Origin of the sequence: Xanthomonas bonasiae, from assembly GCF_017163705.1 — a bacterium.
Lineage (GTDB): Bacteria > Pseudomonadota > Gammaproteobacteria > Xanthomonadales > Xanthomonadaceae > Xanthomonas_A > Xanthomonas_A bonasiae.
Genome location: NZ_JAFIWB010000003.1, coordinates 151,639 through 169,762, shown reverse-complemented (window position 1 = coordinate 169,762; position 18,124 = coordinate 151,639). Strand labels below are relative to the sequence as shown.

The 18,124-nt window shown below is 63.7% G+C and carries 14 protein-coding genes and 2 pseudogenes; all 16 read right to left on the bottom strand.

Annotation, left to right across the window (positions count from 1 at the left end):
- Positions 1-5: 5 nt before the first annotated feature.
- The 16 genes and pseudogenes from fliF to JR064_RS05335 all read right to left on the bottom strand — a co-directional run bounded on the left by fliF (position 6) and on the right by JR064_RS05335 (position 18,124).
- A complete protein-coding gene (gene fliF, locus JR064_RS05405) occupies positions 6-1,718 on the bottom strand; it encodes a flagellar basal-body MS-ring/collar protein FliF (protein WP_179564514.1) in 1,713 nt (570 codons plus the stop codon).
- Positions 1,719-1,729: 11 nt separating this feature from the next.
- On the bottom strand, positions 1,730-2,092 hold the full coding sequence (gene fliE / locus JR064_RS05400; protein WP_185812917.1) for a flagellar hook-basal body complex protein FliE: 363 nt from the start codon (positions 2,090-2,092) through the stop codon (positions 1,730-1,732).
- Positions 2,093-2,435: 343 nt separating this feature from the next.
- The gene (locus tag JR064_RS05395) at positions 2,436-5,957 is read right to left on the bottom strand and encodes a glycosyltransferase (protein WP_277420372.1); all 3,522 of its coding nucleotides are present in this window, start codon (positions 5,955-5,957) and stop codon (positions 2,436-2,438) included.
- 209 nt (positions 5,958-6,166) lie between these two features.
- Positions 6,167-6,367, bottom strand: a pseudogene (locus JR064_RS23355) (hypothetical protein); the annotation flags it as partial.
- 66 nt (positions 6,368-6,433) lie between these two features.
- Positions 6,434-6,738, bottom strand: a pseudogene (locus JR064_RS05390) (transposase); the annotation flags it as partial.
- 130 nt (positions 6,739-6,868) lie between these two features.
- Positions 6,869-8,179, bottom strand: coding sequence for an FkbM family methyltransferase (locus JR064_RS05385; protein ID WP_206229049.1), 1,311 nt, complete (start codon positions 8,177-8,179; stop codon positions 6,869-6,871).
- A gap of 360 nt (positions 8,180-8,539) precedes the next feature.
- On the bottom strand, positions 8,540-9,757 hold the full coding sequence (locus tag JR064_RS05380) for an FkbM family methyltransferase (RefSeq protein ID WP_206229048.1): 1,218 nt from the start codon (positions 9,755-9,757) through the stop codon (positions 8,540-8,542).
- 21 nt (positions 9,758-9,778) lie between these two features.
- Positions 9,779-10,552, bottom strand: coding sequence for an FkbM family methyltransferase (locus tag JR064_RS05375; RefSeq protein ID WP_206229047.1), 774 nt, complete (start codon positions 10,550-10,552; stop codon positions 9,779-9,781).
- Positions 10,549-11,304, bottom strand: coding sequence for a 3-deoxy-manno-octulosonate cytidylyltransferase (locus JR064_RS05370; RefSeq protein ID WP_206229046.1), 756 nt, complete (start codon positions 11,302-11,304; stop codon positions 10,549-10,551). The genes JR064_RS05375 and JR064_RS05370 overlap by 4 nt, the downstream gene beginning before the upstream one ends.
- Positions 11,305-11,343: 39 nt before the next feature.
- The gene (locus tag JR064_RS05365) at positions 11,344-12,618 is read right to left on the bottom strand and encodes a hypothetical protein (RefSeq protein ID WP_206229045.1); all 1,275 of its coding nucleotides are present in this window, start codon (positions 12,616-12,618) and stop codon (positions 11,344-11,346) included.
- 532 nt (positions 12,619-13,150) lie between these two features.
- The gene (locus tag JR064_RS05360) at positions 13,151-13,774 is read right to left on the bottom strand and encodes an LbetaH domain-containing protein (RefSeq protein WP_206229044.1); all 624 of its coding nucleotides are present in this window, start codon (positions 13,772-13,774) and stop codon (positions 13,151-13,153) included.
- Positions 13,764-14,909, bottom strand: a complete 1,146-nt coding sequence (locus JR064_RS05355; protein WP_206229043.1) for an aromatic ring-hydroxylating oxygenase subunit alpha — start codon at positions 14,907-14,909, stop codon at positions 13,764-13,766. The genes JR064_RS05360 and JR064_RS05355 overlap by 11 nt, the downstream gene beginning before the upstream one ends.
- A gap of 14 nt (positions 14,910-14,923) precedes the next feature.
- Positions 14,924-15,565: an acetyltransferase gene (locus tag JR064_RS05350; RefSeq protein ID WP_206229042.1), complete on the bottom strand. Its 642-nt coding sequence runs from the start codon at positions 15,563-15,565 to the stop codon at positions 14,924-14,926.
- Complete coding sequence (locus JR064_RS05345) at positions 15,565-16,317, bottom strand: SDR family NAD(P)-dependent oxidoreductase (protein ID WP_206229041.1); 753 nt, start codon at positions 16,315-16,317, stop codon at positions 15,565-15,567. Before JR064_RS05345 ends, JR064_RS05350 begins: the two co-directional genes overlap by 1 nt.
- Positions 16,314-17,087 carry an SDR family oxidoreductase gene (locus JR064_RS05340; RefSeq protein WP_206229040.1) on the bottom strand — a complete coding sequence of 258 codons (774 nt, stop codon included), beginning with the start codon at positions 17,085-17,087 and terminating at the stop codon, positions 16,314-16,316. The genes JR064_RS05345 and JR064_RS05340 overlap by 4 nt, the downstream gene beginning before the upstream one ends.
- Entirely contained in the window at positions 17,084-18,124 is a 1,041-nt protein-coding gene (locus JR064_RS05335) for a ketoacyl-ACP synthase III (protein ID WP_206229039.1), read from the bottom strand. The genes JR064_RS05340 and JR064_RS05335 overlap by 4 nt, the downstream gene beginning before the upstream one ends.

The following is an 18,124-nucleotide window of genomic DNA, read 5'->3' as shown; positions in this document are numbered from 1 at the left end:
TGGCATCAGGCTTCACTGGCGACCCATCCCTTCACGACTTGCGCGACACGCTTGGAATCCTGCTTGACCGCTTCGCGGGCCAGGCGCAGACGCTCTTCGTAGGCGTCGGGCAGGGCGATCGCGGGACGGCTGCCGCCGGCGATGCTGGCCGTGTCTTCGGCCATCGACGGCAGCAGCGGGTCGTCGTCGTCCAGCATCGACACATTGGCGTTGTGCGGCTCGGACTTGTCCTTGCCGGTGTTCTTGGCCGGCGCCGGGCCGGCGATCTGGCGCAGCGCCGGGCGCAGCACGCCGAACAGCAGGGCCAGCACCACCGCCGCGCCGAGCAGCAGGCGCAAGCCGTTCATCACCCGCGGATCTTCCCACCAACCGGGCTTGTCCGCCGCTTCCGGCGCTTCGCGCACGAACGGCGCATTCATCACCGAGACGGTGTCGCCGCGCTCGGCGTTGAAACCGACCGCCTGCTTGACCAGGCCTTCGATGCGGGTCAGCTCGGCGGCGCTGAGCGCCTGCTCGACCATCTTGCCCTTGGCGCCCGGCCGCGGCACGTGGTCGACCAGCACCGCCACCGACACGCGCTTGATCCGGCCCGGCGGCTGCCGGGTGTGCTGCAGGGTGCGGTCCAGCTCGTAGTTGCGGGTGGCGCTCTTGGAGGTTTCGGTCGGGGTCGCGGCGGCCGCCTGCTGGGTGTTGGCCGGGGTCGCGCCCGGGGTGCCGGCGGCACCGGGCTGGCCGGGCGCGGCGGCGCCGGGCGGCGAATTGCTGGTCGCGCCGGGCACGCCCTGCGGGCCGGCCGCGGCCATGCTGCTGTCGCTGACCTGCTCGCTGCGCAGCTTCGGCGGCTCGCCGTTGTACAGCTCGCGCGCTTCCTCGGTGACCGAGAAGTCCATGTCCACGCTGACTTCCGGATTGACCCGGCCGGGGCCGGTCATCGGCTCCAGCAGTTCGCGGATGCGCTGGTTGTAGGAGCTTTCCTGGCGCCGCACCTGCTCGAACTGGGCCGCATTCAGGGCCGCGTCGCTGTTCGGGTCGGCGATGGTCAGCATGCGCCCGCTCTGGTCGACCACGGTGACCCGCTCCGGGGTCAGGTCGGGGATGCTGGAGGCGACCATGTTGACGATCGCATCGACCTGGTTGCGTTCCAGGGTGGTGCCGCCGCGCAGTTCCAGCACCACCGAGGCGCTGGCCACGTCGCGCTGGCGGGTGAACGCGCTGGGCTTGGGGATGGCCAGGTGCACCCGCGCCTCGCGCACCGGGCGCAGGCTGGCGATGGTGCGCGCCAGTTCGGTCTCCAGCGCGTGCTGGTAGCGCGCGTTTTCGACGAACTGGCTGACGCCGAAGCCCGGATCCTTCTCCATGACCTCGAAGCCCATGTTGCCGGTGTCGGTCAGGCCGGAGCCGGCCAGCTTCAGCCGCGCGTCGTAGAGCTTGTCCTCCGGCACGGTGATCGCGCCGGTGGTCTGGTCGAGCTTGAACGGGATCTGCGCGGTGCGCAGCAGGTCGGTGGCCTCGGCCGTGCCCTTTTCGTCCAGGCCGGTGTACAGCGGGGTGTACGCGGGCTTCTGCGACCAGAAGAACACGAACAGGCCCGCGGCCACGGCCACGGCGATCATCGCCATCAGCCCGATGCGGCGGGTGATCTGCAGGCTCTGCAGGCGATCGAACCAGGCGCCTGCCTTTTCGCCGCTGAGAGTGTCTTTGCTGAGCGCAAGAGCCATCGTTGTCTACCTTACAGCGGCATGTTCATCACGTCCTGGTACGCCTGGACGAGTCGGTTGCGGACTTCCACGGTGGCGCGGAACGCCACCTGGGACTGTTGCGCGGCCATCATCACCTTGGCCAGGCCGGCGTTGGGGTCGCCCATTTCGAACGCCTTGGCCAGATCGCCGGCCTTCTGCTGGGTTTCGTTGACGCCGCTGATCGCGCTGCGCAGGGTCTCGCTGAAGCTCGGGGCCTGCGTGCCCTGGGTCCCGGTCAGGCCTTCGATCGCATTGCTGCGTCCGGCATCGGCCACCTGCGCAGGCGCGGCTTGGCCGACCTGGCTCTGGTAGCTGCGGATCTGCGAGAGGATGGAACTGATGGAGTCGCTCATACGGGGATGTCCATGCCGGGGCGGCTACCCGGGATGGATGCAAGCGGTGTGCCGAAAACCGGCGGGTGCCGATCGGCTACCCGGAAGGACGGGCGAACGCATGGCCGCATCGAACGACACGAAGCGTCGCCCGGACCCTCATCCGCCCCTTCGGGGCACCTTCTCCCGGGGGAGAAGGGAAGCGCGCGCCGTGCGGGGGCAGGCGGAGGCGTCGGCTTCCCGACGCAGCCCGGCCGCGGTCTTCGCCCACCTGGTGACGGCCGATTGACGCGCCGTGCCGGCTCGGGTCCTGGACCGGATCAGCAGGATGCAACCCTGGTGCCGGTCCCGGCGGCCGCTGCGCTCAGTCCGGCAGCCAGGCCGCGCGCCAGGCCTGCAGGTTGGCGCCTTCCAGCATCCAGTCGCGGCGCACCGCCGCGTGCAGCGCGTCGCCGGCCGCAGCCCGGGCGGGGGCATCGGCCAGGTGCATGCGGATCGCATTGACCCAGTCGCGGAAGCGGTTCTTGACCAGGGTCGCCGGCAACCCGTGCTGGTAGGGCGGCAGGTCGCTGGCCACCACCGGGTAGCCGCAGGCGCCGTATTCGAGCAGGCGCAGATTGCTCTTGCAGCGGTTGAACAGGTTGTCTTCCAGCGGCGCCAGCGCCAGGTCCAGGCGCAGCGCGGCCAGGGCCTGCGGATAGCGTTCGAAGTCCACGCCCGGGTGCACTTCGGCCACATGCGGACGCAGCCGCTCCGGGCACATGCCCATGAACACCCAGTGCACCTCGCCGGCCAGCGCCTGCACCACGTCGGCGATCAGTTCCAGGTCGCCGGTGTGGCTGGCGCCGCCGGCCCAGCCGACCCGCGGTTTGGCGCCGGCGCTGGTCCTGGTCGGCGCGGGCAGATCGCCCCACATGCGCGGATCCAGCCGGTTGTGGACCACGCGGATGTCGGCATGCAGGCCGGCGAGCGCCTCGGCCAGGGTCGGGGTCGACACCACCACCCGGTCCGCCAGCGCCGCGGCCCGGCGCAGCGAGCGCAGCACGTCCTTGGGCATCTGCTCGCGATGCACGCTCTTCAACGGCAGGTTGGGCAGGTAGTCGTCGAGTTCGTAGACCTTGAACGCGGTGGAGAAGCGGCGCATGCGCTCCATCTTGGCCAGTTCGACGTCGCCGACCCGGCGTTGCACCACCACCGCATCGGGGGCGATGCGCTCCATCTCCACCGGGTCGAGCAGGCGCGCGTAGTAGACGCCGTCGATCTGCCCGGCCTCGGCCAGTGCCTGGAACGGCTGGATCACCCGATAGTGGCCGCTGCCGAACGCGTCGCCGGGATGCGCCAGGATCCGCGGCAGCGGCTTCCACGCCAGCGGCTGCCAGGAGAACTCGGATTCGCCGAGCTTGAAGCCGCCCGACTGCTCCAGGCCCAGGCTCGGCGAGTAGGCTGGATCGTGCGCCATGACCGGCAGCCAGCGTTGCAGCAGCGCATCGTCCGCGCTTTGCGGCCGTGGCGGCGCGGGGGGCTGCAGCAGCAGCGCTTCCGGTGTCCAGAGCGTCCATTCGCCCAGCGCGGCGGCGCGCAGGCACAGGTCCACGTCGGCGCCGCCGTCGCCGAACCCGCCCGCATCGAAGCCGGACAAGCGTTCGAACAGGTCGCGCCGCACCAGCATGCAGCGCTCGGACACGGCGCTGTAGCGGTGCGCCACCTGCAGCCGGCCCATGTAGCCGGCGTGCGCCATCGGCTCGCCGGCGAAGGCGTGGCCGGCGCCGGGCAACAGCCCGGGCAGCAGACCCGCGTGGGTGATGGTGGCGTCCGCGGACACGCCCTTGGCGCCGACGATGCCGACCTCCGGGCGCTGCGCATGGTTCATCAGTTCGTGCAGCCAGCGGCCCTGGACCACGGCGCTGTCGGCGTCCAGGAACAGCAGGTAGTCGCCATGCGCCTGGGTCGCGGCCAGGTTGCGCGCCTCGGCCTGGGCCACGCGCTGCTCCAATGCGAACACGCGGATGCGGCCGTTGCCCAGTTCGGCCACCGCCTGCAGCCATGCGCCGACTGCCGGCGCGTCGCTGGCGTTGTCGACCAGCAGCAGTTCGTAGGCCGGGTAGGCGGTGGTCTCGAGCAGACCGACCACCAGGCGCTGCAGGGCCGGCAGATTGTCCTGGGCGATGGTCACGATCGAGACCGGCGCCTGCTGCGCATGGCCATAGTCGATGCGATGCAGCCCTCCAGGCAGCGCGTCGATCCTGGCGTCGGCATAGCCGCGTGCCCGCAGATGGCTGGCGACGGCGCGCTGGCGCGCCTCGGCGCCCGCGGCGGCGTCGGCCGGCGCCGCGATCAGCAGCGGCTCGGGCAGATGTCCCAGGCTGGCGCCGGCATCGCGCTGGAACAGGCGCAGGATCAGCTCCAGTTCCAGCGCGCCGTCGTGATCGGGATCGAACCCGCCCAGCTCCTGCACCAGGGCGCGGCGGAACACCCAGTGCCCGGCGGTCGCCAGCGGATTGCCCAGCAGCAGGTCCAGATCCGGATCCGGGCGCAGCACCGGAGCCAGCGTCTGGGCGTCCAGCGCCAGCCATTCGTCGGCATACAGCGCGCTGCAGTGCGGCTGCTGCGCCAGCTCCAGCACCAAGCGCAGCAGGCCGCCCGCGCAGAAAACGGTGCCTGCGCGGGCGCACAGGAACCAGTCAGAGTGGTCGAGTTCGGCCAGCGCGGCGTTGCGGTCGGCGGCCTCGTCGGCGGACGCCAGCGGCAGATGCCGGACCCGCGGATCCGGCCACGGCGTGGCCGTCGCGGCGCCGAGCACGGCCACGCTCAGCGTCGCGAAGGCGGCGCCGTCGAGCAGCAGGCTGTGCAGGCTGGCTTGCAGCGTGGCCGCATCCGCGTTGCGCGCGTCCAGCATTACCGCCAGCCGCGCACCGCCGCCCAGTTCCGCCAGGCGCGCGTCGAACAGGGCGCGCTTGGCCGGCGGCAGCTGGCGCTGCGCCTGCCAGTCACGCAGCGCCAGCTGGGCGCGGCCGCGCGCATACGCGGCCTGGATCGCCTGCAGCAGATCGACCGGTTCGGCGCGGCCTCCGTCCAGCGGGGTCACATGGACCAGGCGCACGTCGCCGTCGCCGCGGTACCAGCCCATGGCGCGCACGCCGCGGCGGAAATCGTCGTGGCCCTGGTCGCCGATCCCCGGCTGGTCGCGGCCGGCCTGGCTGTATTGGTCCCGCGTCACCCGGAAGCGGGTCAGTGGCCTGGCCAGCAGGGCGAGGTTGCCGCGATGCAGGAGCTTGGCGTACAGCGCCAGGTCGCCGACCCAGTGGATCACCTTGCCGTCCAGCATCATCAGCTGGTCGCCGATCTCCAGCAGATCCCGGCGCCGGCACAGCACGCAGCTGGGCTCGCCGATGAAGTTGATGGTGTGGTCGGCGAGGAAGGACAGCAGCTCCGGGCCGTCGAGCAGCACGTCGCCGGCGAACGGGAAGCTGGTGGCGTGGATGTCCGGCAGCGGCGCGTCGTCGCCGTCGATGCGCTGCCGGCGCGAGGAGGCCAGCACCACCCCGGCCGCGGCTTGCATGGCCTGCACCAGGGCGGCGATGCACTCAGGTTCCAGTAAATCGTCGTCGTGCAGGAACTTGACGTATTCGCCCTGCGCCAGGGCGATGGCCTTGATCTTGCTGCCGAGTTCGCCCAGGCGGATGGGGTTGCGCTGGTAGCGGATCGGGAAGCGCGCGTCGGCGCGCTTGCGCTCCACCGCAGCAGCGATGCTGCCATCGGGGTTGTCGTCGCAGATCACCAGTTCCAGCGCCGTATAGGTCTGGCCCAGCACGCTGTCCAGCGTCCGCTCGAAATAGCGGAACTTGTAGGCCGGCATGACGATGCTGACCAGGGCGGGGGAACTCATGCAGGATTGACCGTGTTCGGGGTGGGAAAGTACATCCACTGCATTGTCAGTGGTTTCGGCACCATTCGGAGACGGGGATGACGGCGCCGATCCGCTACCGGATGCAACATGCGTGCCGGGCCGTGGCCCGGCCGGACTTCGTTGGGTTTGGCCGAGCATGCCGTGCCCAGTCGAGGCCGCTGTCGACCAATGGCGTGATTGACCCTCTGGCACTCCGGTTCCAGCACGTCGTCGTGCAAGGACTTGACATATTCGCCCTGCGCCAAGCCAATGCCTCTAATAGTGCCGCCGGGCTCGCCCAGGCGGCTGGGGTTGCGCTGGTAGCGGATCGGGAAGCGAGCGTCAGCGCGCTTGCGCTCCACTGCCGCGGCGAGGGTGCCGTCCGGGTTGCTGTCGCAGATCACCACTTGATGAACCGTGTGGGGGAGGGATGTGGTGGACGTCGGCGGAAAGGCGGCAGCGTCGCCCATTGAGGCAATTTTTGAGCCAAAATGCTCAGTGCGCGCCTTCTCCAGCCAGCGCTCGCACACCTGCTCGTCGGACAGGTCGTAGGTGTGCTTGAGGTACAGCAGCCCGGCCATCAACCGGATCGGAGGGGCGGGGCGACCGCCACATACCGGATCGGCCGGCAGGCTGGCGGCAAGCACCTGCTCCAGTGCCGGCCGCGGCATCTTCCCGGACAATTGCGCCAGCGGATGGCACAGGTCGATCTGGTTCTCCAGGCGAGAACGGAACAGGTCTCGACGGGATGGCCCTCGGCGGCAGGACGGCGTGTACGCATGCTCGAAAATCGCAAGAAACTAACGCCCAAAGTAGCCAAGTCTGGAAATCCAGGCACGCCTCCAGCTAGGCAAAAGCCTTGATCCAAGTGGCTCTCGGGAGTTCTTCAGGACCTACTATTGATGATGTGCCTAAAAGCAATATAGGACCATTGCATCAGGCCACAGCCGATTATGCTGCCGGAAACCAAGCTTATAATCCTTATCCGTTTCGGTAACGAAATTCGTTAGCGTCAATAAGTCCTCAGGCTTATGATAAATTGAAATCGCCATTTGGGGCCGGTTTTTCTCGATTGTTTCCCGTGCGCCATGCAATGCCTTGAGTTCGGATCCTTCGATCTCTAGTTTAATGAATGTTGCGGTCCTTTCTGTGGCGTCGTCAATGCTTGTGACTGGCACAGTCATCGATACATCCTCTTCGCGTGATTTTTCATATATGTGGCCAATGATGTTCGATTCTATCAGATGAGCGGACTGGGGTTGAACGAGGCTGGACATTTTGAAATCTGGAACACCTTGTCCTGGGTTGAATTTCAATGTTGTGTTGCTATCCCACAACCCCTTCTCGTGCAAAGTGATAGCGGGCGCCAATGGCTTTAGATATTGGTCTTGCAGTGTATTAAGACGTGAGCGAATTAAATTGTTACTATGGCTTGATGGTTCGAAGGAGTGAATTCTCTTGAACTGACCTTTACATGCACGCAAAAAAACTTCGATGGTGTCGCCGTTGAAGGCACCGCCATCAACATAAACTTCGCGATCATTAAATTTAAAGAATTGGCGGTTGGTGGCATATGAATTTAGATTGAAATTCTCCTTGCCGAAACCGACGGCGCATGCTTCAAGATAAAATGGATTCGAGGTTAATCTATAAAGCAGAATGCACAGCCATGAAATGCGTGAATAGTCATCAACAAAATTTTTGGTAAAACCTACCAGGTGGTCAACATTTTTAATGACATCACTGAAAAATTCGTAACCATACCAGAAAAAGCAACCGACCTCCCCGCTATGATCAATATTGCATGTGTCTAATAAATGCAAAAACTGCAGGGGGAGTAGTGTTGGTAAATTCCACTGATTGGCTATTTTGGTGAAATGCTGAAAAGCCCTTCCACCTGGGGTCAAAACGCAAGACACCACATCGGCTTGGCCAGCCGCCAATTCGACCCAAGTGTCCGAGCTGATGAGGGGTATTCCAAATATGTGACTTTGACGCTCACGCAGGAAGTCGTCAACAATGGCAATAACATTGGCTGACTTTGCCAGCACTCGAATCTCGGCTCGGCAAACTGATCCGCAAACTATGAATTTCTGATTTTTAAGAAAATCCAGAGGCGTCTGATCGAGCCATACAGGGAAAAGCCCATTTGGTTGCATAAGCGAATCACGCAATTCAAAGACATCCCTGGTGAGCTGTTGTTGAGACAAAAATGGGTACATAAATATAAGTCCTTTCAAAAGTAGCGGATTGACCCTAACTCTCGAAGCCTAAGGGGTGGAGGTAATTAAGCGACCAATTTCTATGGGTTGCCGCGGTAGTGTCTGATGGCGTGCATGGTAGGCGACGAGCAGGCTTTCGGTGAATGGTGAACGTATGCTGGGGCATCCGACTGCATGTCGTGCCTGCGGCCAGCCTAGGGTGGCGTTCGTCGCGAATTAATTTCTTCCGTCCCAGAGGTTTTCAAGCTCGCGCAGGCGCTAGCGGAAATCGACATCGCCCTACTCGTCACCGCCCAGACGGTCCCGGATGTTGCTTCGGCTGTGATCAGTCATCAATCCAGTCATTTCTGTGGCGGGTAGTCAATAGAAATACAGGCATGTATCCCAACGATAGTGCGTGTGATGGCGCAGGCCCATCTTGTAATCCGGGTTCAAAGAAAGCGCCAAATCGCTGAGATCCAGCAAGTCGGTGGACCTGTGATAGGCAGAGATTGCCATCTTGGGCTTGCATAGCTTGATCGTCTTTCCCGCACCCCTCATGGCCCCCAGTTCCGACCCTTCGATGTCCATCTTGATGAACGTGGGCGCGTCGTCGACGATGCTGTCGATAGGACGCACGTCGATCATGTCTGTGGGCTCGCAATCGTCATCCGAGGAGCTGATGAAGCCGCCGTGCCCACCTTGGTGCTTGAATGGAACCCTGGTTTCTGTCTCGCCCACGCCGCAGCCATGTAGGCTGATTTTGGATCCTAGAGGCGTGCCTTCGTAGCGGCGCAACAGATTATTCAGTGTGTCTATATTGATGCGATCAGGTTCGATCATCCATGAGCGCGAGAATTGGCCTTTGGTGACGCCAATAAGGCCGCTGAGGGATTCGCCGATGGAGGCGCCGCAATCCACCATCTTTTCCGAATCGCTGAATCGCAGCAGGCCGGAGCGGAAGTACAGGGTGTTATAGGGGCGTTCAAATTCGTGGTGGTACTCCGGATCGCAGGTTAGATGAAAGTTCAGGACGGAAAACAGGGTTTTTGCGGAGTAGTCATCGAAAAAACGTTTTGCCAGACGCTGGTATCTGGCAACGTTGCGCACGATTTCCTGTCCCCAATCGTCCACCCTGTAATCAACCCGCCCCTGCAAGCCGAAGGCGCGAATGGTCTGTTCAAAATTGAGATGGGGAATGCTGTGTTGCCGGCATACTTGATCAAAAAAACGCTTGGGGCCATCACTTCCACAGCTGTTGAAGGCGATGATGTCTCCGGATCTAGCCAGTTCTACGAATTTTTTCGTAGAGATGATGGGTGTTTCGTGATACAGGGCGCCGGAGTGACACTGGGTGTCGTCCACGGAGGCGATTACATTGCAAGGCAGATCCTCTTTCAGGTCCAGCAAGTACCCGCCAAAGCCTCTAGTTCCGAGGATGATCATCTTGGTGTCGTCGCCATGCTTGGCAATGAGACGGCGCACGTCCTCGCGAACGCCGAACATCGGGTCGTCAGCCAGGCCCTGGGCGGCCAGCAGAAAATTCTCTTCCATTGACTGGGGGTCGATGTTTATTTTGGTTTGGATACTATTTTGCATGATTGGCCCCTGAGTCATGTTCTATGATTTTGAAAGAAACTCGCCCGGCTCCTGCGTTACTGCATTGTCGCGGCGGTACACGACCTCGATCCAGTCGGTGCGCAGGCTCTTGGGGTTCTTCGACAGTTTGGCGATGTCCCACAGCGAGAAGCCCGCAGCGTGCATCAGGTTGACCACCTCGACGAAACTGCTGGTCTTGCCGTAGAAGTCGTAAAGTCCGATCTCGATCACCGCGCAATCGGTGTGCCGCAGCATCCGCGTGCAGCCTTGCAGTACCTGGCTTTCGTAGCCTTGCACGTCGATCTTGAGGATATGCACGTGGTCGATGCCCAGTTCGGCGCAGGCCAGATCAAGCGAGGTCTTGCGGACCTCGATCGCCTCGTTGGCCGCGTTTCGGGCGTAGCCCAGCGAATCGCGCGATTGCGGGTCGATCGGCAGCAAGCCTCCCAGATGGGAGATGCCTTGCCGGTAGTAGCGGCACTGCTCTTTCTTCTCGCCCAGCGCCACCTGCACCGCGACAGTGCCGAACTGCGTGGATACTTTTTCCAGCTCGGCGAAGTTATGCGGATCTGGCTCGAAAGAATACAGGTGGCACTGCGGATAGATCGCTTTGAAGAAACGGATCGATTCGCCACGATGCGCACCGACGTCAAGCACGACGGGCGTTTGCGTGCCGAGCAGACGATCGAAGAACGCGCGTGGCGAATAGGCGAGGGCGTGCTCGGCGTTTCTGGCGTCTGCAGAACCGCAGGCGGGAGAGTGCGGGTTGGTCGGATGGTCGGACGTAGCGCTCATGATTGCGCTTCCGGCACGTCGCTGTGCTGCCGGGCGCGCAGCGCCTGCTCCACGCGCAGCACGTCGGCCGGCGTATCCACCGCGATCGATTGGTCGCTCATCTGCACCATCCTGACCTCGAAACCCAGCTCCAGGAAGCGCAGGATCTCGATGTCCTCGATCTCTTCCAATGCGGTCTTGCGGGTGACGGCGGCGAACGCCTGCAGCGCCTGCCTGGGAAAGGCGTAGGCGCAGACCTGACGCCAGGCGCGGTGGAACTCGCCTTGTTTGGTGATCGGAATCGAGGCGCGCGACATGTACAGCAAACGACCGTCGGGGCGGACCGCCACCTTGGGAATGCTGGGATTGCGGAAGTCCTCAATGCTGGCGATTGGGCAATAGCCGTTGATGACCGCATCCGGCGCCGTCGCCGCCGCGTCGATCAGCAACCGCAGGTCGTCGGGATTGAACAGCGGGTCGTCGCCCTGCACGTTGATGTAGGTGTCTGCCTCCACCCGCCGCGCGACCTCGGCAACGCGGTCGGTGCCGGTCAGGCAATCGCTGGAGGTCATCAGCGTGCGGATCCCGGCCAGCTCGCAAGCGGTGCGGATCATGTCACAGTCGGTGGCGACCACGATCCGCTCGGCTGGCGCGGCCTGCGCGCATTGGCGATAGGTCCGCACGATCATGGGAATGCCGCCGAGCTCGAGCAGCGGCTTGCCAGGCAGGCGCGAGGAATCGCGGCGCGCGGGAATGACGATGGCGTAGTTCATGAAAATCTTCCTTGCATCCGAAAGTCTTGGGTGCAGCGCTCAACCGGCGCGGCCTTGCCAGTAGTCGGTCGAATTGATCTGCAGTCTGCTGACCGCATCCGCCCGTTCCAGTGCCGCATCGCCCTCGCTGATCAAGCGGTTCCAGCTTTCCATCGAGAACGAGTAGCCGGTATCGCGCTGCACGTTGAACAACGGCACGAATTTCAGCGAGGACCAGCTCAGATGCGGTTCCAGCGCAAGCAGGCGCGATTGGGCGAACCGGTATCCGTCAACCAGCGTTTCCGTGGCGAAACCCAGGCGCCGCGCGTAGTCCCGCCACAGCGAGGACTCGAAGGTGTACTGGCTCAGTTCCTGGAAGTGACGATGCGGCGCCAGCTCCAGCATCGGCGACAGTTCGTCGTCGGCGAAGCTTGGCGGCCGCGGGTCTTCCGCCATCGACCACAGCGCCAGCATGTCCTCGGTCCTGGCCAGCATCGCCTTTTCAGAGAAATGGAACGGCATGTGCTGCCACGACGCCGCCAGTGAGACCGCGATCTTTCCGCGGTTGCGCGTGCCGCGGAAGTACGCGTCGATGGCCTGGTGGATCGACCCGTGCAGGATGTTGTCGCTGCGGCAGCGCACCGCGAAGGCGATGCCCTTTTGCGCCAAATGCTCGGCTCCGAGACGTGCCGAGCGCAGCACCGCGTTGCGATAGTGCAGGCCGAGGTTGTCCGGTTGGGGTACGAGGATCAATTCGTCCAGCCACGGACGGCAGCGGTCCAGCAGTTCGCCGGATTGATGCTCCCAGGTCACCATGCACTGGTAGGCGGTCGGGTAGTGCAGGCGGTTCCAGGCCAGTAACAGGGGGGTGAAGTCGAATGCCAGTCCCTGCACGAAGATGCCGGTCTTCGGAACCTGCAGGCTGCGCGACAGGCGCAGGTCCGGCAGCAGGTTCGAGACGTCCTGCAGTTCTTCAAGCAGGGCGACGTCGGCGTCGTTGCAGTCCACGGCCCGCACGGTGCGCCAGTTGCCATGCAACCTGTGGATCTGGTTCATCACTTCGGGGTAGTGGTTGGAAAAGATCACGATCAGCACATCGTCGACCGACTCTTCTTCCAGCGCGGCTGGCGGGCGCACCGCGACGCCGTGCACGGTGGTTCCCTGGTTCTCGCTGCGTGGACAGATCGTGTACTGCATGTCCAATTGACCGCTGACGCTAGGATAGAAATCGCGGAAGAACTGCCCCGCGCCCCAGCCGATCAGCTTGGTCCTGGCCGGATCCAGTCCCGGATATTTGATGCGGGCTCGTGCGATGGAGCCGGTGGTTAAGGCCATGGTGATGGTTCCTTGGTGGCTTCGCCGTCGAGCAGATCCTGTTCACTGTAATGGCGGGTCAGAATGTTCATCTGGCGCTGAGCCCGGGATATGAATGCCGCGCGGCATCAGCGCGTTGCATCCACAACGATTCGGTGGCGTGTCGGGCAGCACCCCCGGCAACAGCCATGCGCAGTGTCGTCCGATTGTTGCCTTGCTTCGCGCGATGCTGCCGCTGCCCTGGTGCTGCCTTGGTCGATCTCCATGCCGCGCCCGAGATGGATGCCAGCATGCAGGGCGCGCGGGCACCTGCACGCACATCCTGTTCGGCGATCACCTGCTGCCCCAGCCAGCTGCCTGGACCGATGTGGATGCCGGACGCCCGCAGCTGGGCCGATAAACGCGTTGCCCATCAGACGCAGGTCGGCATCGAAGTGCGCGTGCGGCCAGACCAGATCGGCACAAGTGGTCGGTGCCGATCAGGTTCTGGTCGAGGGCGCGATCTTTCTCTCCGCTTTTCAGCGCGTGGGCTTTTCGTGCGGCTCCCTTGAAGTCAAAGGCCATAGACATGGATGGGCTCGTCATAGCGGGTGTCGTACACCGTGCGGCTGGGCACGTCCCGGTCATACAGGCGTGGCCAGCCCAGTTCGCAGTGGCGGCCGATCCGGACGCCAGGGCCGACCACCGCTCCCATGCGCAAGATGGCGTGCGCGCCGATTTCCGCGCCGTGGCCGATGCTTACGCCGATGTCGCACCAACATGAGGGGCGCAGATGCGCGCCAGCGCCGATCTTGACCCCGCTATGCAGCACGGTGTTGTAGTCGATACGGCTGCCCGCGCCGACCACCACGCCGTCGCCGATGAAGCAGTTGCGGCCGATCACCGCATCGGCAGCAACCACGGCCGACGTGCTGACGAAAGGCTCCAGGCTAAAGCCGCGCTCCATCGCCAGTTGCATCAGCTCCATGCGCTTGAAGTTGCCGAAGCGTTCGTCGTAGGCGATGAACAGCCTGTCCGCAGCCGGGTCAAGGCCATCCAGTGCGTCCGGGTCGAAGCCGTAGTCGGCGCGTAGCGAAACCTCGACCTTGCGCACCTCGGCCTGCGGCTCGGCCTGCCTCCAGGCATTGAAAACCTGATTCAGGCAGATGCCGGTTCCGATGACGCATCTAGAGGCCATGTTCTGTCTCCATCAGTGTTGCGTACCAGCGCTCCACCAAGCGGTTGGTGAACTCGTAGACCCCCTGGGTCGGCATCGGTGCGTCCATGTGCAGCGCTGATTGCACATGTTCCATGATCTCCACGTCCTCGCCTGTCACCAGCCGGCTGCCATGCATGTGCGAGAGCAGGTTCCAGCTGGAAAAGGCATAAGGCTTCTTCTTGCGCGTGGTGAACCAATAGATTTCCAGATCGGTCCTGTCCGGGGCCACGGGGATGTGATGTTCCAGAGTGAAGGAATAGCCGCCGTTGGGGCAGGCGATATGCATGTTGGGAAACGCCAGCCAGTTGAAATAGGCGTCCTGTTTCCCCCAGCGCTCGACCATGTCATGGAATGGCAGAGGCTTGGGCTCGGTGATCGGCGCGTCAGCGCCGGCCGAGCTGAAGCGGCGCATCTCCGCGCGTAGCCCGGCGGGGCTGGTATCGGCCAGGGGACGGAGGCCTTCGGCCGCCAGTTCAGTATCGACGTAGGGGATGAAGTCGAATTCCCGGGCGAGGCTCTTGGGATGGACAAAGCGCGGGTGATTGGCGTCGCGAAGGTTCTCGTACGCCAGCTTCCAGTTGAACTTGCAGTGCCAGGTGGTCACCATCACCTCGCCGTCGTACAGGTTGGAGCTGCTTTCCAACATGGAGATGAAGTGCGCGGGGAACTGCTCCTCGATCGGCATCGGGTCACTGTCCAGGTTGACGAACAGCACGTTGCCGATCGCGTGCAGGGCGAACTCCCGCAGCCGGAGTTTCTGCTGTTCGGCCTGGCTTATGCGATACAGGGCACGACATTCGGGGATGTTCTTGATCGCGCCGTCCTGGTCGTAGCTCCAAGCGTGGTAGGGGCATACCAGCGGACGTCGTCCGGTGGGCGCGGTCTGGAGCGGCGCGCTGCGGTGCAGACACACGTTCTCGAATGCGCGCAACTGGCCGTTGAAATTCTGGATGACGACCGGGATGCCGGCGATCTTGCGGGTGATGAAGCTGTTGTTCTCCGTCAGCAGGGTCTTCAGACCGGCGAAAAGCCAAACCTTGCGAAAGATCTTTTCCTGCTCGCGGGAAAAAATCTCCGGCGACAGGTAGTACCTGGGGTGCATTCGCGAGCGCATGAATAACTGCCTTGTCAAATGTCTTTCTGGAACACGATGCGGGCAGGGTTGCCGAACACACTGGCGCCGGCTGGTACGTCTTTCATGACCACCGCGCCGGCCCCGATGACTGCGCCGTCACCAACCTTGACGCCTGGCATCAGGGTGGCACGCGGATGTACGGTGACGAAGTTGCCAATCTGGACGCCGCCGCCCATGAAGGCCATTGCGCCAACGTGCACGTAGTCGCCGATGCTTACGTCGTGCCCGAGCATGCTCTGGGCGTGGATGGTGACGAAGTCGCCGATGCGCACGTCCGGCCCGGACTGGACCAGCAGGCCAAAGAAGCAGCCCTGGCCGAAGTGCACCCGCCGACCCAGGCGGACGTCGGTAAGGATGGGAATGAACCGCCCGCCTTTCTCGAGGATCGGCAGAGCGTAGCGGTGGCGGTCGTAGGGGTTGCCCATCGCACAGACGAATACATCGTCAGGCTGTGGCAGGTAACTCATCGGATCGCCAATGATCGGCGTGTCGACGTCATAGCGGTCGAGGATATCGGCGCGGCTGTCCAGGAACCCGCCGATCAGCCAGTCCTTGCCATGCCCGACGTCGTCATGCATTTGCTCCAGGACTTCGCGGCCCCAGCCGCCGGCGCCGATAATGAGTGCCCGTTCCATCACAGCACCGCCCCGCCGTCCATGACCAGGCTGGTGCCGGTGACCCAGCGGCTGGCGTCGGACAGCAAATAGACCGCAGCGTTGGCGACATCTTGCGGTGTACCCAGACCCAATGGATGGCGCGCGCGTTGCTGCTTCAGTGGTTCGTTATGCTCGTTGTCCTCGCCCCAAAGGCGCGGGGTGGGCACGACCGATGGCGAAATCCCGTTGACTCTCATGCGGTGCCTCGCCTGTTCCAGCGCCAAGCAGCGGATAATGCCCAGCAGGCCGGACTTCATTGCCGAGTATGGCCCCACGCCGCGTGTGCCAATGTGCGCCGAGGTGGATAGCATGAACACGATGGAGCCTTGCGCGGTGATGGCATTGGCCTGCAGCAGACGCTGGGTCAGCATGACCGGGGCCAGGAAATGAACCTCGTATATGCGCGTCATCAGCTCTTCTTTCAGCTGGCGGATCGGTGACAGCATCTGTCCGCCGAAGCAATGCACCACGCCGTCGATGCGCTGGCTGGCTTGCACCAGGCGCTCCCGGTCCTCCGCAACAGTCAGGTCGGCCTGCACCTGCACATGCCCGTCTCCTGCCAGCTGCGCATGGGTGGTCTGGAGACGCGCGGCATCGCGACCGCTGACGATCAGTCGCGCGCCGCGCCGTGCGCAGGTGAGTGCGATTTCCTGGCCAATGCCGGACGACGCGCCGGTGACCAGGATGGTCTTGCCCTCTAGGGAAAAGGCTTTGCGAGTCGGATTGCTCATGCGTAGATGTCCATCGGCACGGTCAGACCACCGTCAACGACGAAGTAGTTGCGGGTGACCCAGCGACTGGCGTCGGACAGGTAGAACACTGCCGCATAAGCCACGTCTTCCGGTTCGCCCAGTCCAAGCGGAGTCAGCTTCGCGTGCTCGTCGATGTTGCCGCCACTTTGGTTGAGCCCGTCGAGCATTGGGGTGCGCACATAACCGGGCGCGATGCAGTTGGCGCGGATACCCTGCTTGGCCACTTCCAGCGCCAGCGTACGCATTGCGCCGAGCAGGGCTGCCTTGCTGGCAGAGTAGGCGGCAGTGGCGACAGGACCGACGTGCGAGCCCACGGCGGAGATGAATAGGATCGAGCCGTTGGCGTTGATGCGTTTCTTCGCCAGCAGGCCGCGCGTCAGCAGCAGTGGCGCATAGACATTGCTGGCGAAGGTTTCGTCCAGATGCGCTCGGTTCATTAGCCGGAACGGCGCCAGCCGGGCGATTCCGGCCGCGTGCGCGACGCCATCCAGGAGACCGACCGAAGCCACGAGATGGTCGATGTCCTCCTGCTTGTCCAGGTTGGCGATCACCTGCTCATGCCCTGTGCCTTCAAGTGTGGCGAAGGTCTCGGCCAGGCGGCCTTCGTCGCGGCCGCTGATGACCAACTGTGCGCCGATCTGCGCGCAGCTCAGCGCGATCTGCCGTCCGATGCCTGACGATGCACCGGTGACCAGAATGCGTTTGCCCTGCAACGAGAATGGGTCGTTCGGATCGATGGCTGCACTCACGACTCGATCAACTCCGGAAACACCGCGCCCTCGATATCAATCAGGCAGGTACCCCACGACAGGCCGATGCCGAAGCCGCACAGCAGCACGCGCTTGCGGCCCGATTCCAGTTCCTTGTTGATGCGTGCGGTCATGGTGACCGGCAGCGAGGCGCCGCTGGTGTTGCCGAAGTCGCGCAGGGTCGAGGGCACCTTCTCCACCGGCAGGCTGAGCTTCTTGCGGATGGTCTCGTTGATCATCCGGTTGGCCTGGTGGAACACGAAGTAGTCGATGTCGTCCTTGCCCACGCCCGCGTAATTGATCAACTTTTCCACTGCCGGTGGCACGCGCTGAGTCGAGAAGCTCAGCACCGCGGGCCCATCAAGCTGTAGGTCAATCGCCTGGTGCCAACGATCCTTCTCGTTCTCACGATAGGGAATCAGGTGTTGAACGCCGACCGGCTCGCGCTGTCCGCCGACCGGCAGGATGATCGCCTTGTAGCCGCTGCCGTCGCTGTTGAGGTCGAAATACATCGGCGCGGCGTCGGCGCTGAATTCCAGCGCGGTGGCGGTGCCGGAATCGGAGAAGATCGGGTCCTCCAGGTTGGCGCTGCGGTCGCCCACCAGCAGCAGGCCCTTCTTGACCCCGCCGGCGGCGATCATCGAGCCCAGCAGGTTGATGCCGAACGGATAGGCCGAGCAGCCCAGGTTGACATCGAAGGCGACGGTGGCATGCGACAGGCCCAGCCGGTCCTGCAGGATGATCGCGGTCGCCGGGATCGGATAGTCCGGCGACTGGGTGACCACGATCAGCGCATCGATTTCCTCGCGCTGCCATTGCAGCCGTTCGATCAATACCTGCGCCGCGTCGAACGCCAGGTCGGAAAAACACTGCCACTCCTGCGCCATGCGCCGGGTCTCGATGCCGATGTTGCGCACCAGCCGCTCGCGCTCGGAACGGATCTGCGGCCGGCAATCGGTCAGGTTGGAGACGACGCGCTTGGGCACGCAGGTCGCCATGCCGGCGAAGCGCACGTTGTGCAGCGTGGAAGTCGGCAT

What these genes read in the sequence shown, in the direction of transcription:
- JR064_RS05335 (WP_206229039.1), bottom strand. Translation starts at nt 18,124, where the DNA reads ATGCCGACTTCCACGCTGCACAACGTGCGCTTCGCCGGCATGGCGACC.
- JR064_RS05365 (WP_206229045.1), bottom strand. Translation starts at nt 12,618, where the DNA reads ATGGCCTTAACCACCGGCTCCATCGCACGAGCCCGCATCAAATATCCG.
- JR064_RS05345 (WP_206229041.1), bottom strand. Translation starts at nt 16,317, where the DNA reads ATGAGCAATCCGACTCGCAAAGCCTTTTCCCTAGAGGGCAAGACCATC.
- fliE (WP_185812917.1), bottom strand. Translation starts at nt 2,092, where the DNA reads ATGAGCGACTCCATCAGTTCCATCCTCTCGCAGATCCGCAGCTACCAG.
- JR064_RS05380 (WP_206229048.1), bottom strand. Translation starts at nt 9,757, where the DNA reads ATGCAAAATAGTATCCAAACCAAAATAAACATCGACCCCCAGTCAATG.
- JR064_RS05395 (WP_277420372.1), bottom strand. Translation starts at nt 5,957, where the DNA reads ATGAGTTCCCCCGCCCTGGTCAGCATCGTCATGCCGGCCTACAAGTTC.
- JR064_RS05360 (WP_206229044.1), bottom strand. Translation starts at nt 13,774, where the DNA reads ATGGCCTCTAGATGCGTCATCGGAACCGGCATCTGCCTGAATCAGGTT.
- JR064_RS05355 (WP_206229043.1), bottom strand. Translation starts at nt 14,909, where the DNA reads ATGCGCTCGCGAATGCACCCCAGGTACTACCTGTCGCCGGAGATTTTT.
- JR064_RS05375 (WP_206229047.1), bottom strand. Translation starts at nt 10,552, where the DNA reads ATGAGCGCTACGTCCGACCATCCGACCAACCCGCACTCTCCCGCCTGC.
- JR064_RS05370 (WP_206229046.1), bottom strand. Translation starts at nt 11,304, where the DNA reads ATGAACTACGCCATCGTCATTCCCGCGCGCCGCGATTCCTCGCGCCTG.
- JR064_RS05385 (WP_206229049.1), bottom strand. Translation starts at nt 8,179, where the DNA reads ATGTACCCATTTTTGTCTCAACAACAGCTCACCAGGGATGTCTTTGAA.
- fliF (WP_179564514.1), bottom strand. Translation starts at nt 1,718, where the DNA reads ATGGCTCTTGCGCTCAGCAAAGACACTCTCAGCGGCGAAAAGGCAGGC.
- JR064_RS05350 (WP_206229042.1), bottom strand. Translation starts at nt 15,565, where the DNA reads ATGGAACGGGCACTCATTATCGGCGCCGGCGGCTGGGGCCGCGAAGTC.